Below are 17633 nucleotides of genomic sequence, written 5' to 3' on the forward strand. Positions count from 1 at the left end.
CGAGCACTCCTCTACTGGTATAGGTATGGGATAAAGGTAGACCAAATGAGCCAAATTCTGATTGTTGAAGACGAAACGATTATCCGCTCTGCCCTGCGCAGACTGCTGGAAAAACACGATTTTAATGTTCAGGACGCCGAGTCCGTCGATGAAGCCACCCGACGCTTCAACCTGAACGATTTCAATCTCATCATCACCGACCTCCGTTTACCGGGTGCGCCGGGCACCGATCTGATCAAGTTAGCCGGCTCTGTGCCGGTGTTAATCATGACCAGCTACGCCAGCCTGCGTTCCGCTGTAGACGCGATGAAGATGGGCGCGGTCGATTATATCGCCAAGCCCTTCGATCATGACGAGATGCTGAACTCCGTACGCAATATTCTGGCTCACCGCCAGACCCCTGCATCTGTTCAGGAGCTTTCTGAAAACCAGGAAGACAGCGAACAAAAAACCCACATTATCGGCTCCTGCCAACCCATGCAGGATCTGTTCAAGCGCATTCACAAAGTCGCAAAAACCGATGCCACGGTGCTGGTTCAGGGTGAATCAGGCACAGGTAAAGAGCTGGCGGCCCGCGCCATCCATGAACAAAGTGACCGTTCTAAGTCTCCGATGATCTGCGTGAACTGCGCGGCCATCCCGGAAACCCTGATCGAATCAGAACTCTTTGGCCATGAGAAGGGGGCATTCACAGGCGCTAATAATCAGCGTAACGGCCTAATTGAAGCGGCCGACGGGGGCAGCCTGTTTCTGGATGAGATCGGCGAACTGCCACTGGAAGCTCAGGCACGCTTGCTTCGTTTCCTACAGGAAGGTGAGATCCGACGCGTTGGCTCAGTACAGTCCAAAAAGGTCAATGTTCGTCTGATTGCAGCGACCCACCGCAACCTTAAGTCTCTGGCTAAAAGCGGCGATTTCCGTGAAGATCTCTATTATCGACTTTATGTGATGGAACTGCGGATACCACCGTTGCGTGAACGTGGCGATGACATTATAGAGATCGCAGATCAACTGCTGGCTAGCACCGCAAAACGTATGGGTGAAAGTCCTCTGCACTTCAGCCATCACGCCATCAAAACCATGCGTCGTTACCAATGGCCTGGCAATGTACGTGAGCTGGAAAATGCAATTGAGCGTGCCGTTATACTGACTGACGATAATGAAATCAGCACGGAGCTGCTGGGTCTGGATATCGAAGGGCCTGATCTGGCGTCGCTGGAACAGAACTATGTCAGCCAAACACCACCACCCTCACGCAAAGCAGTACACGATAATACCGGCAGTGCAGGCTTGTCGCTGGATGATTATTTTCAACGGTTTGTATTAGAGAATCAGGACTGCATGTCCGAAACTGAACTGGCAAAGAAACTTGGCGTAAGCCGAAAATGCCTGTGGGAACGTCGCCAGAAACTGGGAATTCCACGTAAACCAAAGAAATAAACAGCCTCATCCTGTGTCAAGAACGCGAACAAGGTAACACTGCACACGCTCGGTAACAGTTGAGGTAACACTTTTCCCCACACAAAGTGTTACCTCTCTACCCACTAAGTGTTACCCCACACGGGGAGCACGGTAACAAACCCCACACTCCGAATGGTTAATCCTTAACCATAAAAACAAAATATACATAAAAAACAATAAGTTAAAAAAACTGGCACAGTGCCTGCTATTACTTAGGTGTAAAAACAACAACAATGCTTACTTAGAAACCTGCACCAGCAATAAAAATAAAAACAGGTAGCAAGTGGATAGGTACCCCGCCTCGAATAAAAATAATAATGAGGCTTGTAGCTGATCGTAGACCAGCATCAACGGTCCCGAGAAAGTGCTCTTAGAAACAAAAACAACAAGCTAAGATTAGCGTAGTTGTCTGAGATGCGATCAGCTCCCACTCCTCCTTCTTACTCCTAGTACTATTACCAGTACCACTATCTGTTCACCACACTTGCAGGCAGGGAATAGCTTATACTGCGGTCGCGTAAATGGTATGATGCGCCACTTTGGTTTTATGGGTGAATTTTGGTGTTCTATGGCTAGAAGTCTGCTTAAACGCATAAGCTCGATATTCAGCAAAGGTAGCGCGGTACACGCGGGGCAATCAGTTTCCGCTCAAACCGAAACAGGTCTGCGCATCATTCCCGAATCAGAACATCAGATTCAGCGAAAATATCTCGACGATAACGCGATGAAAGTCGTCTACCGCATTATTGACGGTGGTTACGATGGCTATCTGGTGGGCGGGTGTATTCGTGACCTGTTGCAGGGCGAAAAACCCAAAGACTTTGATGTGGCTACCAGCGCGAGTCCGGAAGAAGCGCACGAACTGTTTCGTCGTTCCCGCCTGATTGGACGCCGCTTTAAACTACTTCACGTACGTTTTGGCCGCGATCTGATTGAGGTCGCTACGTTCCGCGCCAGCCATGATTCCCATCCCAAAAACAGCGACGGTGAACACGGCCGCCAGAACGAATCCGGCATGATCACCCGTGACAACGTCTACGGCACAATCGAAGAAGACGCTGCGCGTCGCGATTTCACGGTCAATGCGCTGTATTACTGCGTCAAGGATCATAGCATCCATGACTTCGCCAACGGCTATCAGGACATCCAGGACGGTATTATCCGGATGATCGGCGAACCGGATGCGCGCTACCGCGAAGATCCTGTTCGAATGCTACGTGCAGCACGTTTTGCCGGTAAACTGGGCTTTCAGATTGAGTCGGCAACCGCCGCGCCCATCCGCGAACTGGCCCCCCTACTGAAAGACATCGCGGCAGCACGCCTGTTTGATGAATCCCTGAAGCTGCTGCAGTCCGGCTATGCGGAAGCGGCTTACGAGCATCTGCAACACTACAACCTGTTCGAACCTTTGTTCCCGCAGACTCAAAAAGCGCTGGATGGCGAACAAGGCGAATTGGTTGAAACATTGATCATGAACGCCCTGCGCAATACGGATCGCCGGCTGTCGCAGCGTAAAAGCGTCACTCCGGCCTTCCTGTTTGCCGCACTGCTTTGGTATCCGGTACAACAGCGCATGCAGCAGTTGATCAAAGAGCAACGCATGCCGCCACTGCCGGCCTTACATGAAGCCGCTAATCAGGTGCTATCACAGCAGGTAAAATCCACCGCTATTCCACGCCGCTTCTCAACTCCGATCCGTGAGATCTGGGAGATGCAGATTAGACTGCCGCGCCGCGATGGAAAGCGCGCACAGCGCCTGATGGAACAGCCACGCTTCCGTGCCGCATACGATCTGTTGCTGCTGCGTGAAAATAGTGGTGAAGATCTGGGTGGATTGAGCCGCTGGTGGACAGAATATCAGTCTGCCAACGAAGATAAGCGCGGAACGATGAGCCGCGAATCCGGCAACGGTCAGAAACCGCGCCGTCGTCGCCGAAAGAAACCAAACAACGCCACTCGTGATGAGTAAGACGATACGCTGTTATATCGGATTGGGGAGCAACCTCGAAAACCCTTTCCAACAAGTGATGGACGCCTTTGAAGAGCTCTCCGCGCTGGAGCAATGTGAACTGATCACACGCTCCAGCATCTACCGCTCTGACCCGGTGGGCCCTCAAGACCAGCCCGACTTTATCAATGCAGTTGCCGCACTGGATACCACGCTGGAACCCCACGCACTGCTTGATGAGCTGCAACGTCTTGAGCAACAGCATCGCCGCATACGCGAGCGCCACTGGGGTCCTCGCACCCTTGATCTGGATCTTTTACTGTACGGTGAGCAGGTTATTAATACCGAACGCCTTACCGTACCTCATGCCTTTATGTGCGAACGCACGTTTGTACTTTGGCCCCTGGCCGAAATCGCGCCTGAACTGGTTCTGCCAGATAGACGCAGTTTGAGCCAGCTTTTAGTCGCATACCCTATGGGCAGCCTTGAACGGTTGTAGGTATAATTTCGGCCGAACGAGACAACTGGATAAGAGTTTCTTATGAGCAACATTACCCTGCACACCCTCACAGCCCGTAAACAAGCGGGTGAGAAGTTTGCGGTGCTGACCGCATACGATTCCTGTTTCGCCCATCTGGTGAGTGAAGCCGGCAACGAGATGATCCTCGTTGGCGACTCGTTGGGAATGGTCCTTCAGGGCAATGACAGCACTCTACCTGTCAGTGTTGAAGAGATGGCGTATCACACGGCGTGCGTAGCACGCGGTAATCAAGGCAGCATGATCATGGCAGATCTGCCATTCATGAGTTATGCAACGCCAGTACAGGCGATGGAAAACGCCGCCGCACTCATGGCCGCTGGCGCCCATATTGTTAAAATTGAAGGCACCGCATGGCTGGCGGAAACCGTATCCCTGCTGGCGGAACGTGGCATCCCTGTATGCGCCCACCTGGGACTTACACCACAGGCTGTCAATAAGCTGGGGGGTTACAAAGTTCAGGGCCGCGATCGGGAAAGCGCCCGCCAGATGATCGAAGATGCGGTGCTGCTGGAACAATCCGGGGCCTCAATGCTGCTGCTGGAATGTGTACCATCGCTGCTCGCGCGCGAAGTCACTGAAGCCGTGGATATTCCGGTGATTGGCATTGGTGCAGGCAGTGATACTGACGCCCAGGTGCTAGTACTGCATGATATGCTGGGACTGACTCCGGGCCGTCGTCCAAAGTTCGTCAAGAACTTTATGGAAGAAAACGACACTGTACAGGATGCCCTGAAAGCTTACGCCGACGCCGTACGCGATGGCACCTTCCCGGGACCAGAGCACGGATTTGAATAACATGAAAACGATCCACAGCATTCAGGAACTGCGCGCTACGCTGCAAGCCGAACGCGCAAAGGGCAAACGCATCAGTCTGGTGCCCACGATGGGTAACCTGCACGAAGGTCATCTGCAGCTGGTACGCCAGGCGGATGATTGCAGTGATATCGTAGTGGCCAGCATCTTCGTCAATCCGCTGCAGTTTGGCGCCAATGAAGATCTCGACAGCTACCCTCGCACCCTGGAGTCCGATCAGGAAAAGCTGGCTGGTGCCGGCTGTGATTACCTGTTCGCACCCAGCGATGCAGAGATGTATCCGAACGGACGCGAAGTCCAGACTCAGGTTGAAGTTCCGGGCATCTCTAACATCCATTGCGGAGCCAGCCGACCGGGACATTTTCAGGGTGTCGCGACGGTTGTTTGCAAGCTGTTTGGCATCGTCCAGCCCGATGTATCCGTATTTGGTGAAAAGGATTTCCAGCAATTGATGGTTATCCGCCGCATGGTGGAAAGCCTCTACTTGCCCGTGGAAGTTCAGGGTGCTCCGATTGCACGTAACGAACAAGGCCTCGCCTTAAGCTCTCGTAATGGCTACCTGTCAGCAGAGCAACTGGAGATAGCCCCAACACTGCAACGTACCTTGCAAGACACCAAAGCACAGATTCTGGGCGGACGTAGAGACTACAGTCAACTGGAAGCTGAAGCGTATAGCACGCTGGAAGCCGCTGGTTTTAGTCGTGACTTCTACAACATCTGTGATGCAAGTAACCTTTTGCCAGCAGATGAAACCTGCAGCCACCTGGTCATTCTGGCTGCCGCACCGCTGGGTGGTGCCCGTCTGATCGACAATATTGAAATCGAGCTCTAAGCTGGATTCAGTCACGGGTGTATGCGCCTGCGTATACCCGTTCCTCTCCCCTGCCTGCCCTGTTTAGGTCGCTCCTCCTGCAGTAGCACCTGACCTAGCCATAAGTCGCCTGTTCAGCCCCCATCTCCCCTGTTAAATTTTAGTGACGCCAAGAGATTCGCAGTACTTGGATTCGTACAGATGCCACACGATACACCGACAGTAAAAAGGCGGTCTCTTACCGTACCTATTCGCTCGGCTTGACAAAGCGGGGCCTGCTCGCACAGACTGTGACGCGAGGCATGTTGCACTGCAACTAAAACTGTACTCAAACAATAAGAAAAAAGTAAGAGCTAACGGTGGGATCAGGGAATTAGGATGTACCAACGCCCCTTTGCAATAGAAGGGTCACTTCTCTGCCCTATCATCATTTAATCATTTTCGATTCTATAATGAGGCAAAACTATGCGTGACGTAGTTATCGTTGCTGCCGGCCGTACCGCTATGGGTACGTTCAACGGCTCTCTGGCCAAAGTTTCCGCATCCGATCTGGGTGCAACTGTACTCAAATCCCTGATTGAAAAAATCGACCTGGACCCAGCTCAGGTCGATGAAGTTATTCTTGGCCAGGTACTGGCTGCTGGCTGCGGCCAGAACCCTGCACGTCAGGCCGTTATCAATGCAGGCTTGCCACAGGAAGTACCCGCACTGACGATCAACAAAGTATGTGGTTCCGGCCTGAAAGCTGTGCAGATGGCGACACAGGCGATCCGTTGTGGTGACGCTGAAGTTATCATCGCCGGTGGTCAGGAAAACATGAGCCAGTCTCCGCACGTGCTGCCTAACTCTCGTAACGGTGCACGCATGGGCGACTGGAAAATGGTCGACACTATGATTAAAGATGGCCTGTGGGATGCGTTTAACGACTACCACATGGGCATCACCACTGAGAACATCGTTGAAAAATACGGTTTCACCCGTGAAGAGCAGGATACATTCGCATCGGCTTCTCAGAACAAAGCGGAAGCGGCTGTAACCGGTGGTCGTTTTGCAGACGAAATCATTCCAGTGGTTATCCCTCAGCGTAAAGGCGACCCGGTTGTTTTCGACACCGACGAGCAGCCTCGCTTTGGTTGCACCCCGGAAGCTCTGGGCAAACTACGCCCGGCCTTCAAAAAAGATGGCTCCGTAACAGCAGGTAACGCCTCTACCATCAACGATGGCGCTGCGGCAGTTATCCTGTGTTCTGCAGAAAAAGCGGCTGAACTGGGCTTACCTGTTCTGGCACGTATCAAAGCATATGCATCTACCGGTGTTTGCCCAACAATCATGGGTACCGGTCCAATCACTGCAACCACAAAAGCACTGGAAAAAGCGGGCTGGGGTGTAGACGATCTGGAACTGGTTGAAGCCAACGAAGCGTTTGCTGCACAGGCAATGTCTGTCAACAAAGATCTGGGCTGGAATACCGATATCGTAAACGTTAATGGCGGCGCGATCGCTCTGGGTCACCCGATCGGTGCATCAGGTTGCCGTATTCTGGTTAGCCTGATCCACGAGATGGGCAAACGTGACGCGAAGAAAGGTCTGGCTACCCTGTGTATCGGTGGTGGTATGGGTACAGCGCTGGCAATTGAGCGCGACTAATCCCTGACCTGCTCTGAAAAAACCGCAGCTTCAGCTGCGGTTTTTTTTGGCCTTTAGAAAGCAATTCTGTACAAATACATTAATTTCTTACATGTCGAACACCCATGATGCGCAATTTCGTACAAAAAATAGGGCGCTCATTCGGTTAAAATGAAGCCTCATAACGCTTCTGTCCGGTCAAATACCTGATTCACTGACGAGAAGCCGGTACCGGGGAGCCAAAATGGCTAAAACAACAGAACATGCAGAGTATCGCTATGCCCACGAACTGGGTGGCATAGAGACGCTTGATGCCCGCTACCAACATCAGAATTTCTCCAACCACACCCATGAGGGCTACACCATTGGGGTTGTGGAATCGGGTGCTCAGCGTTTTTACCGTACCGGCGGTGATCATATCGCACCTAAAGAAAGCATCATTCTGGTCAACGCCGACGATGTACATAATGGCAGCTCTGCCGCTGAAGGTGGCTGGGCTTATAAAGCCCTTTACCCTCTGCCCGACCAGTTTGCCCAAATTCGCGATGAGCTGGACCTTAATGCCAAGGGTGCGCCTTACTTCCCGTCACCGGTTGTACAGGATAAGCAGCTGTCGGAGATCATCCGACTGACGCTGCATACGCTGATGACGTCAGATAACCGCTTGCTGCGGGAAAGCCTGCTGTACACCAGCATGGTGCAACTGATGCTGCGCCATAGCCAGCAACGCAGTGAACTGAAAGAACAGAGCAAAGCGTATCCACAGCTGGATCTGGTCAAAAGTTTTCTCGATGATCAGCCCACCAGCGATGTATCACTGGAAGATCTGGCCAATCTCTGCGGCCTCAGCCCATTTTATCTATTGCGGCAGTTTCAGAGTCGTTACGGCCTTCCCCCGCATGCCTATCAGATACAAACACGACTCAGGCTGGTCAAAAAGCTGATCCGTCAGGGCTTAAAACTGAGCGATGTCGCGCTGGATGCCGGTTTTCACGATCAGAGCCATATGCACCGCCACTTCAAGAAAGCCTTTGGCATCACCCCCGGCCAATACGCTGACGGCGTAAACCGCAAGAGCGTGCAAGCCGTCCGCTAAACGACAGCGCTAACATAACTTCTCAATGAGTTCGGAGGAGTTGCCGTGAGCAGTCAGGTTTTAACCCAACAGGATTATCGTTTAAGTGCCTTTATGCTGGGATTGCGTGCCGCCCTGCCGCTGACACTGGCGATTATCCCATGGGGTTTATTGGCTGGTTCGTTTGCCCTTGAATCCGGCCTGACCGGATTGGAAGGCCAGGCGATGTCGATCTTTGTTTTCGCCGGTGCCGTACAACTGGTCGTACTCGGCATGATCGGCAGTAACGCCGGCCTCGGCGCTATCCTGATCACCACGCTCCTGATCACCTCCCGACATTTTCTCTATGGCATGAGCATGCGCGGTCACATGCAACAACTACCGCTGCGCTGGCGCTTGATATTGGGCTTTCTGCTAACCGATGAACTGTTTGCACTGACCGGCACAAAACCACCGGAGCAGTTCAACCGCTGGCATGCATTGGGCGGGGGGCTGAGCCTTTACCTGGGATGGAACATGGCCACTGCCGCCGGCATTATTGCCGGTCAGCAGATCCCGAATATGGATGCTCTCGGCCTGGAGTTTGCCGTAGCCGCAACGTTTATTGCACTGGTCGTACCTGGCATTCAAAAGATCTCAACCCTTTGCGCGGTCATCACAGCGTTGCTGACCTCTGTGACCTGCGAGCTTTATCAGATTGAAGCTGGCCTACTGATCGCCTCTGTGCTCGGCATGCTGGCTGGCGTATTGAGCGCCCAGCTCTTTTCAGATCCTGCTGCAGCGCCTCACAATGAAGGACACAGCAGATGATTTGGCTGACCATCATTCTGATGACACTCGTGGTCTTTATCAGCCGCTATCTGTTTCTTGAACCTCGCCTACCCTTACGGCTGGGGCCTCGTACAACACAATTTCTAAGCTACGCTGCACCAGCCATTCTGACGGCTATTGCGACCCCCATTGTATTTTTGCCGGAGGGAGAACTCGCACTGCAGGTCTCTAACCCCTATCTGATCAGTGCGATCTTAGCGATCGGACTGGCTTACCTAACCCGACATGTGCTGTTCACCACTGTGGTCAGCATGGGTGTGTTTTTTGTCTTACATTCCTGGGGAGCTCACACTGTGGGCCCCCAGCTTTTTTAAGACCCGCACCGCTCACAAAGAAAGGACTATTTGCACTCACCAATCAGTATCATACGCGCGGGTTGGCGCTGTACATCGAGCACCCGATAGCCGGAGACGCACAAGCGCCTGCTATGAAGCACATCATCTAATGCAGACAACAACTGCTGGCTCATCTCGCCACGCTGATCTTCAATGAGGTCTTCATCTCTCCGCTCGGCTTTTCTACCATGACCACCTCGGTGCCCACGCTCTCGCTTCTGACCGTCTACAGCCGTTGCTTCTGGTCGCTCACGCTGTTCCGGCATATCCCATTCCTGAGTAAAAGAAAAACGCTGTGGATTATCAGAATCAAGGTTAAAGAAGTTCTGGCCGGGCTGAGGTTCAGAGCGTGACGCACACCCACTGAGGACGGTGACAGATAAGGATACTGTGATCAGATATAACGCCAAGCGCATAGTGAATCTCCGGGGAGTCGGATACAAAACGGATAATGATTCCATTCTATCGCCCCCCATCAGGAAACCACCCGCTAAAGGTGTAAAGATAGGTAAATCTGTACCTGGGTACTTAAAGGTAGCAGGCGATCTCGATCAGGTTCTGGTCAGGATCGCGAATATAGAGCGAGTGGATCGGACCAACCGCACCCGTGCGCTGAACAGGACCGTCGATAATCTCGATACCATGTCTGCGCAGATGTAAGGAGGCCAGCTCTAGCGTCTCGTCAATAATGAAACACAGATCAGCGCTACCGGCCGCAACAGATCCCGCTTTAGGTTCAAACTCACGACCAAGTTGATGCAGGTTGATCTTCTGCAGCCCAAAGGACAACGCAACCCTCCCGCCCGCAAACTCAATTCGCTGCATACCCAGCGCGGCTTCATAAAACGCGGCAGTCGCTTCAATATCACGCACCGTCAGAACCAGATGATCCAGATGACTAACCTGCATGAAGCCTTTCCTGCTATGAAATGAGTACTCACTACCCGTGTAGGTCTACATGAGATCAGGCTTCGGCAATTGCACCTTTACCGACACCCTCAAACGCCTTGACCATCACGGCTGCATCCGGCAGGTCGCGTTTAATCTGATCCGCAAGATGACGGGCGATTAACTCAACCGTCGTTTCAGTATCGATCAGGTAACACACATCGGCGGGCAACTTAAGCTCAAACGCGCCTTGAGGTGCCGCGTAGGCATAATGATGCATACCGTCAGTGTCACTGATCAGATGGTCACGCGTGCCGATATAGATATCCTCAAAACGCTTCGCCCACTGTGCCTCCAACTGCTCATCACGCTGATCGTCGATATAGATCTCCAGCGCTGAACGGTGACCGTGTGCAATACGCTGACAGTTGCCATCGTGCTGCTGTAAACCATGACTGTAGTGATAACTGGCGCCATCGATTAGCTCTGGTACAAAGCTGATCGATAATCCCTTTACCTCATCCGGAAACAACTCCAGCAACTTAGCATTACACCAGTCGGCCAACGTATGCGGCGTCACTTCCGGGATACCGACCAGTGCAATCGCTTGTTTCGGCGAGCGGCAATTCAGTGCCCGACCATCGGCATACAACCAGTTCACCGTCGTATGCGTGTCATCCTGAGAATGACTCAGACGCGGCATGCCTGTCGGCACAACAAGCGCATGGTCGATATAGGTATCAAACCATTGCTTCACCGCTTTTTTAACGATACCAAAATCACAGATCATACCCTGATCGTTAAGGCTTCCATCCAGCACCAACTGGACCAGCCAGGACTCTCCCAGCAATCCCCGGTGAGGGTGCAGGTAGGAAAAATCGACATTGGTCAGGTTATCAACAAAGAGTTTCACACTATTTCCACGGCTAAATTTGCAGGAGGCTATAGTAGCCTAATCAAGTGTTAGTTTCATTCAGGTATAATGTAGGGCTTTTACCCGTCCTGATGACCTTTGGATCACTATGCGCCTTGATAAATTCCTAGCTCAGAGTTCCGGCTTTTCCCGTAAAGACGTCCGCAAAATGATGCGGGCCGGCGAGATCACCCTCAACGGGGAAGAGGCTCGCGATCCGTCCATCCATATCAGCGACGATGACATCATCTGTTTAGACGGTATGCCACTACAGGCACCCGGTGAACGCTACCTGATGGTGTTCAAACCAGAGGGCTGCGTGTGCTCTAACGATGATAGCACGCACCCAACAGTACTTAGCCTGCTGGACGAGCCCCGTGCGGATGAGATGATTATCTGCGGGCGCCTGGATGTCGATACGACCGGACTGGTTTTAGTGACGACCGACGGCCAGTGGGCACACCGGATCACCTCACCCAAGCATAAAACCGGTAAAGTCTATCTGGTTGAAACGGCGGACCCGATTCCACAAGATGCCGTAGAAAAGTTCGAGACCGGACTGATGCTGCATAACGAACCGTTTCGCACAAAACCTGCCAAACTGGAAATCCTCAGCGACTTTGAAGCGCGCGTTGTGCTTACCGAAGGGCGCTATCATCAGGTGAAACGCATGTTTGCGGCCATCGGCAACAAAGTAGAACGCCTGCACCGGGAACAGATTGGCGAGATCTTGCTAGATGACTTTCTGGAGCTGGGCGAGTACCGCGACCTAACTGAAGAGGAGGTCAACAGCGTCTATGGCTAATATAGCTTTTGATCTGCTGATCCCGCACTTACAGCGGGCCTCTGGCAAAACCGTATGGATTGCTGACGAAAACCTACTGAATACGCGCCTGTCAGCCAACCCCGCGGTCACAGTGATCGTCAATCGCTTTGACCTGTACAACGTGCTGAAACAGCAGGACTGGAACGCCCATTTCAGCGACTTCGATTTCAGCGAAATGGCCGACAACAGCATCGACTCTCTGATCTACCGTGTATCTAAAGAAAAGCCTGTCGTCCATCACGTGATCAACCAGGCCAGACGCGTGCTCAAGCCCGGCGGCCAGCTGCTCATTGCCGGGGACAAAGGCGAGGGTATTAAAACCTACATTGATAAAGCCAAAAAACTCTTTGCGGGTGCCTGCCAGGCGCAAAAAGCCAGCAAAGACACTTGGTTTGCAGAGCTGACCTGCCCTGACGGAGCCTGCAGCACACCGCTGGACGACAAAAATTACACCAGCCTGCGACCGGAAGCGCAGGATGAACACTTCGAATACTGGAGCAAACCCGGCGTCTACGGCTGGAACAAAATCGATAAAGGCAGCGCCTATCTGATGGAGCACTTAGACGCGTTTTTGATGACCATGCCTGAACCTCCTCAACAGATACTCGATCTGGGCTGCGGTTATGGCTATCTTTCCCTCAATGCCAGTCATCTGGATATCCCCATCACGGCTACCGACAATAACGCGGCTGCCATTGCTGCCTGCGAACGCAACTTTGATCGCTATCCAATCAACGGCAAAGTGGTAACGGCCGATTGTGGCGAAGGGATTTCGGGTAAGTTTGATCTGATTCTATGCAACCCGCCTTTTCATGCCGGTTTCGACGTAGAAGGGGATCTCACAGATCGATTTTTACAAGCCGCTCACGATCGCTTGAGTTACACCGGTGTGGCCTGCTTTGTCACAAATTTACATATTCCTCTGGAGCGCAAAGCCCGCCAGTTATTCCATCAGGTGGAGGTGATTGCATCCAACAGCAACTTCAAACTGACCCGCCTGACCCACCGGATGTAACACCACCACGGCATACTGGCTATTCCTGCGAGGATAGCCAGACTGATCTTGCAGCACTTAATACACTGGACAGTAATAAAACAGCAGTCGACAGAACGCTCGTTTTAATTTACTGTATGATTTTTGTGCAAACGCACAAGAACACATTCAGACATGGATATAAGTGGAATGTTACAATGAGACAACTTCAGTGCCCCAGTAGCGATTGTGCCTCCTACGCTCTACTCAGAGTAAAACGTTCGCTCCTCACCAAAGTACGTTTTCCCAATAGCCGCCAGTATCGCTGCGGCGAATGTGCCAGCGTGCTGGTTGTCGATCAGCAGGGAAACACACTACATACTAAAATTACTCGCCCAAACTGACGAACACCCCCTACCAACCTCACCGATTTTTCGATTAAAAGGTGTCCAGCAGACGGCAATACGGTTACCCTTACGCCTTCGCTGAAGAGCTTCGTGCTCTATGCTGTAAGTGTTAACCAGATCAACCGCAGAGTCGTAAGTAAGATGCCTGAACTGCCATTCGAGTATATTCGTCAGTCCCTATATTTTTTCCGCAGCCACCTCCCGATGATCCTGCGCATCCAGCTACCTTTTTTATTGCTGGTTAACTTCCTGGCCCTGTTTGTCGATGGTCCGATCGCAGACAAAGAAGCCGGCGTGAATCAAGGTGTGGCAGCACTGACCTTGCTGAACATGACGTTACTGCCAGTCTATACCGCCGCGACAATTATGTATTTCAGTTCGGTGGTGAATGACCGTCCCATCACCGCAGGGCAGGCCATTATGCTGGGGGTATCCCGATGGTGGGCACTGCTACTGGTATTTATCTTTTCCGGCTTCGCCATCTTCAGCGGCTTGCTGTTTTTGATTATCCCGGGACTGTTCATCATGATGCGCCTGGCCTTTGCAGACTATATCTGCGTAACGGAGCAAAAAGGCCCGGTTCAGGCGTTGAAAGAAAGCTGGGAACGTACGCAGGACTACTTCTGGATACTGCTCAACGGACTGGCAATTCTGTTTGTTGTGATCAGCGGTACAGAAATGGCACTGGAGATGGTGCTGAGAAACGCCGATTCGCTGGATGGCCCAATCCGGGCACTGATCAACATTGTATTCAGCGTTTTGAATACGGTTATCACCGTTTATGCTTTCCGCATTTACTGTATACAGAAGGACAAGCTGAAGCCCGTTCAACCGCCACAGACACCGGATGATTCACAACAACCCCCAGTATAATGGACTGAGCCTCGCACATGCGGGGCTTTTTTATGCCCGTACACGTTCAGTTTTGTATCAGTTCCCAGTGTAAAAACCAGATACCGATCCTGTTTAACAGGCAATAAAAAGCCCCGCAGAGGCGAGGCTTTTTAGCATTTCAGGTCAGCGATTGCTTAGCTAACTGCGTCGTCTGCTTCCAGATCACGCATAGACAGCTTGATACGACCGCGCTGATCGACATCCAGGACTTTAACCTTAACGATATCTTCCAGTTTCACGTAGTCAGAGACTTTGTCGATACGCTTGTTCGCCACCTGAGAGATGTGAACCAGACCGTCTTTACCCGGCAGGATATTAACGAATGCACCAAAGTCTTCGATACGTACAACCTTACCTTCGTATACCTGACCCACTTCAGCTTCAGCAGTGATCGCTTTAACACGATCAATCGCTTCTTTCGCCTTCAGTTTGTTATCGGCGTAAATACGAACAGTACCGTCGTCGTCGATATCGATCATCGCGCCGGTTTCTTCGGTCAGGGCACGGATAGTCGCACCACCTTTACCGATCAGATCACGGATCTTCTCAGGGTTGATCTTCAGCTGAGTCATAGCAGGTGCATTGTCCGGCAGTTCAGGACGTGCGTAACCGATAACTTTAGCCATCTCACCCAGGATATGCTTACGTGCGTGGTAAGCCTGCTCCAGAGCGATCTCCATGATCTCTTCGGTGATACCTGTGATCTTGATGTCCATCTGCAGAGCAGTGACACCAGACTCAGTACCTGCCACTTTAAAGTCCATGTCACCCAGGTGATCTTCGTCACCCAGAATGTCGGTCAGGACAGCAAAGCGCTCATCTTCTTTCACCAGACCCATCGCGATACCCGCAACCGGTGCTTTCAGAGGAACACCCGCATCCATCATGGACAGGGAAGCACCACATACGGAAGCCATAGAGCTGGAACCGTTAGATTCAGTGATTTCAGATACGATACGGATGGTATACGGGAAATCTTCCTGTGTTGGCAATACTGCGGCAATACCCCGACGCGCCAGACGGCCGTGACCGATTTCACGACGACCCGCACCCATCATACGACCACACTCACCTACAGAGTAAGGAGGGAAGTTGTAGTGCAGCATGAAGGCATCTTTGCGCTCACCTTCGATCGCGTCGATGATCTGCTGATCACGGCTGGTACCCAGAGTACAAGTCGCAATTGCCTGAGTTTCACCACGGGTGAACAGCGCAGAACCGTGAGTGCCCTGCAGTACGTCGATATCAACATTGATACCACGAACAGTTTTGCTGTCGCGACCATCGATACGTGGCTCACCGTCCAGGATACGACCACGTACAGTGGTTTTTTCCAGAGAGCTGACAACACCTTCAACTTCTTTCGCAGAAGGCTGACCGTCTTCGTTACCCGCGATCTCTTCAACCGCTTGAACGCGCAGCGCTTTCAGCATGTCCTGACGTTTCAGCTTGTCAGCAACTTGATACGCTTCTTCAACACCTGCGCCAACCAAAGCCGTTACCTGAGAGATCAGTGCTTCGTTTTTCGCAGCTGGCTCCCATTCCCACCGAGGCTTACCAGCTTCAGCAACCAATTCGTTGATCGCGTCAACGGCAACCTGCATCTCCTGATGCGCAAACAACACGGCGCCCAGCATCTCGTCTTCGGTCAGTTCCTGCGCTTCAGACTCAACCATCAAGACTGCATCTTTGGTGCCCGCAACCACCATGTTCAGCTCAGAGCTTTCCAGAGTTTCGTAGGTTGGGTTCAGCAGGTAACCGTCAGCTTCGGTGAAGCCAACACGTGCACAACCGATAGGACCCTGGAAAGGGATACCGGAGATAGCCAGCGCAGCGGATGTACCGATCATTGCAGCGATATCAGGATCGTTCACTTTATCTGCAGACATGACAGTACAAACAACCTGTACTTCGTTCATGTAGCCTTTAGGGAAAAGTGGACGAATCGGACGGTCGATCAGACGGGACGTCAGTGTTTCTTTTTCAGAAGGGCGTGCTTCACGCTTGAAGAAACCACCTGGGATACGGCCTACAGCGTAGTATTTTTCCTGGTAGTGAACGGACAGTGGGAAAAAGTCCTGACCTTCACGCGCGCTTTTAGAACCGACAACAGTACACAGTACCTGTACGCCGCCCATAGTAACAACAACAGAACCGGTTGCCTGACGAGCAACGCGACCTGTTTCCAGAGTCACTTCATGCTGACCAAACTGGAAAGTCTTAGTAATTGCTTGCACGATCTCTAATCCTCAGTGCTTATCTATTTAAATACGTTCAACGCATCCGTTCAGATTAAGCCATCACCTGAGATCCATCATGCCGTCAATTGAGCCTGTACTCAGTTGTGCTCTTTGCTTCGCGACGGGAATTCTCCCTGCCGAAAAACACAAATGAGTACGGGCCGGATGATTGGAACTTCCAAGATTCAGGCCATCCTCAGCGCGTCCAATGCGCTGATAAAACTGGGGCCATACATTGTATGGCCCCAGAGAAACATCTTAGCGACGCAGACCCAGACGCTTGATCAGCTCAAGGTAACGATCAGCATCTTTACCTTTCAGGTAGTCCAGCAGTTTACGACGCTGGTTTACCATGCGGATCAGACCACGACGAGAGTGGTGGTCGTGTTTGTTTGCTTTGAAGTGACCCTGCAGGCCTTCGATGTTAGCAGACAGCAGAGCTACCTGAACTTCTGGGGAACCGGTGTCGCCTTCGCCGCGAGCAAAATCTGCAACGATTGCCGCTTTATTTTCTGCACTTAGTGCCATGATGATTTCTCCAATCAATATGCAAACGACTCAGAGTCGTTCGATTAATAGACACGATGTACCGAGCATATTTCCAGTACAACGCCACAACTGCCAGTCCGCATACGCCAACCAGCAATGTTTTATTAAAGTGTTACTGTGGATCCTGCTCTGATGCGATCAAACGCTTGGGCCTTAACACCCCTTCAGCATCGATCTCTGCAATCCCTAGAAAACGGGATTTATCTTCAGTAAACAGCAGTACTTCCGGTGCAGATTCAGCTTCGGTCAGACGGATTCTCTGGCCATGACTGATCCGCTCAGCCTGCTCTGAAGATAACGCCAATTCAGGCGCACTTTCCATCGCGGTCCAAGGCGGTAATAATACCTGATCCATCCGGGCTTGTATGCTTTTTATCTCTTCCTCAGCCGAGCTAGGTTCAGCCAAAGACTCCAGCATATCCAGGGTCATCATCGCTTCGGATTTGTAAGGTCCGGCATCCAGCCGATGCAGCATCTGTACATGTGCACCGCAGCCCAAAAG

18 protein-coding genes are annotated in these 17633 nt (G+C 52.0%); 12 read left to right on the plus strand and 6 right to left on the minus strand.

Going from position 1 to position 17633, the window contains the following annotated elements; all coding sequences use genetic code 11:
• The first annotated feature begins 45 nt into the window (after positions 1-45).
• The 9 genes from ABYW01_RS02690 to ABYW01_RS02730 all read left to right on the plus strand — a co-directional run bounded on the left by ABYW01_RS02690 (position 46) and on the right by ABYW01_RS02730 (position 9420).
• Positions 46-1440 (plus strand): sigma-54-dependent transcriptional regulator, encoded by a 1395-nt coding sequence (locus ABYW01_RS02690; RefSeq protein ID WP_372831009.1) that lies wholly within the window; start codon positions 46-48, stop codon positions 1438-1440.
• 589 nt (positions 1441-2029) lie between these two features.
• Complete coding sequence (gene pcnB / locus ABYW01_RS02695; RefSeq protein ID WP_372831010.1) at positions 2030-3430, plus strand: polynucleotide adenylyltransferase PcnB; 1401 nt, start codon at positions 2030-2032, stop codon at positions 3428-3430.
• Positions 3423-3908, plus strand: coding sequence for a 2-amino-4-hydroxy-6-hydroxymethyldihydropteridine diphosphokinase (gene folK, locus ABYW01_RS02700; protein ID WP_372831011.1), 486 nt, complete (start codon positions 3423-3425; stop codon positions 3906-3908). Before pcnB ends, folK begins: the two co-directional genes overlap by 8 nt.
• Positions 3909-3950: 42 nt before the next feature.
• Positions 3951-4745 (plus strand): 3-methyl-2-oxobutanoate hydroxymethyltransferase, encoded by a 795-nt coding sequence (gene panB / locus ABYW01_RS02705; protein WP_372831012.1) that lies wholly within the window; start codon positions 3951-3953, stop codon positions 4743-4745.
• Position 4746: 1 nt separating this feature from the next.
• Complete coding sequence (gene panC / locus ABYW01_RS02710; protein ID WP_372831013.1) at positions 4747-5595, plus strand: pantoate--beta-alanine ligase; 849 nt, start codon at positions 4747-4749, stop codon at positions 5593-5595.
• Between the two features lie 444 nt (positions 5596-6039).
• Complete coding sequence (locus ABYW01_RS02715) at positions 6040-7221, plus strand: acetyl-CoA C-acetyltransferase (protein WP_372831014.1); 1182 nt, start codon at positions 6040-6042, stop codon at positions 7219-7221.
• A 223-nt stretch (positions 7222-7444) separates the two neighbouring features.
• Positions 7445-8296, plus strand: a complete 852-nt coding sequence (locus ABYW01_RS02720) for an AraC family transcriptional regulator (protein ID WP_193954957.1) — start codon at positions 7445-7447, stop codon at positions 8294-8296.
• Between the two features lie 45 nt (positions 8297-8341).
• Positions 8342-9085, plus strand: a complete 744-nt coding sequence (locus ABYW01_RS02725; RefSeq protein WP_372831015.1) for an AzlC family ABC transporter permease — start codon at positions 8342-8344, stop codon at positions 9083-9085.
• Positions 9082-9420 carry an AzlD domain-containing protein gene (locus ABYW01_RS02730; RefSeq protein ID WP_372831016.1) on the plus strand — a complete coding sequence of 113 codons (339 nt, stop codon included), beginning with the start codon at positions 9082-9084 and terminating at the stop codon, positions 9418-9420. The genes ABYW01_RS02725 and ABYW01_RS02730 overlap by 4 nt, the downstream gene beginning before the upstream one ends.
• Before the next feature lie 26 nt (positions 9421-9446).
• Here ABYW01_RS02730 and ABYW01_RS02735 read toward each other — a convergent pair whose 3' ends face one another.
• From ABYW01_RS02735 to ABYW01_RS02745, 3 genes are all read right to left on the minus strand, one after another.
• On the minus strand, positions 9447-9857 hold the full coding sequence (locus ABYW01_RS02735; RefSeq protein WP_372831017.1) for a hypothetical protein: 411 nt from the start codon (positions 9855-9857) through the stop codon (positions 9447-9449).
• A gap of 112 nt (positions 9858-9969) precedes the next feature.
• Positions 9970-10350 (minus strand): VOC family protein, encoded by a 381-nt coding sequence (locus ABYW01_RS02740; RefSeq protein ID WP_372831018.1) that lies wholly within the window; start codon positions 10348-10350, stop codon positions 9970-9972.
• Between the two features lie 55 nt (positions 10351-10405).
• Entirely contained in the window at positions 10406-11242 is an 837-nt protein-coding gene (locus ABYW01_RS02745) for a 6-carboxytetrahydropterin synthase (RefSeq protein ID WP_372831019.1), read from the minus strand.
• Positions 11243-11351: 109 nt separating this feature from the next.
• On the opposite strand from ABYW01_RS02745, the gene rsuA reads away from it, so the two are divergent.
• From rsuA to ABYW01_RS02760, 3 genes are all read left to right on the plus strand, one after another.
• Entirely contained in the window at positions 11352-12047 is a 696-nt protein-coding gene (rsuA, locus tag ABYW01_RS02750; RefSeq protein ID WP_372831020.1) for a 16S rRNA pseudouridine(516) synthase RsuA, read from the plus strand.
• Positions 12040-13083 (plus strand): methyltransferase, encoded by a 1044-nt coding sequence (locus ABYW01_RS02755; RefSeq protein WP_372831021.1) that lies wholly within the window; start codon positions 12040-12042, stop codon positions 13081-13083. The genes rsuA and ABYW01_RS02755 overlap by 8 nt, the downstream gene beginning before the upstream one ends.
• Positions 13084-13589: 506 nt before the next feature.
• Positions 13590-14321 carry a hypothetical protein gene (locus ABYW01_RS02760; protein WP_372831022.1) on the plus strand — a complete coding sequence of 244 codons (732 nt, stop codon included), beginning with the start codon at positions 13590-13592 and terminating at the stop codon, positions 14319-14321.
• Positions 14322-14476: 155 nt separating this feature from the next.
• Here the strand turns inward: ABYW01_RS02760 and pnp are convergent, their stop codons facing one another.
• The 3 genes from pnp to ABYW01_RS02775 all read right to left on the minus strand — a co-directional run.
• A complete protein-coding gene (gene pnp, locus ABYW01_RS02765) occupies positions 14477-16579 on the minus strand; it encodes a polyribonucleotide nucleotidyltransferase (RefSeq protein ID WP_372831023.1) in 2103 nt (700 codons plus the stop codon).
• A gap of 261 nt (positions 16580-16840) precedes the next feature.
• On the minus strand, positions 16841-17110 hold the full coding sequence (gene rpsO / locus ABYW01_RS02770; protein WP_193954947.1) for a 30S ribosomal protein S15: 270 nt from the start codon (positions 17108-17110) through the stop codon (positions 16841-16843).
• Positions 17111-17243: 133 nt separating this feature from the next.
• Positions 17244-17633, minus strand: a 390-nt coding sequence (locus ABYW01_RS02775; RefSeq protein WP_372831024.1) for a tRNA pseudouridine(55) synthase TruB, incomplete at its 5' end; no start/stop codon positions are given.

This window comes from Pontibacterium sp. (genome assembly GCF_041587635.1).
Lineage (GTDB): Bacteria > Pseudomonadota > Gammaproteobacteria > Pseudomonadales > Balneatricaceae > Pontibacterium.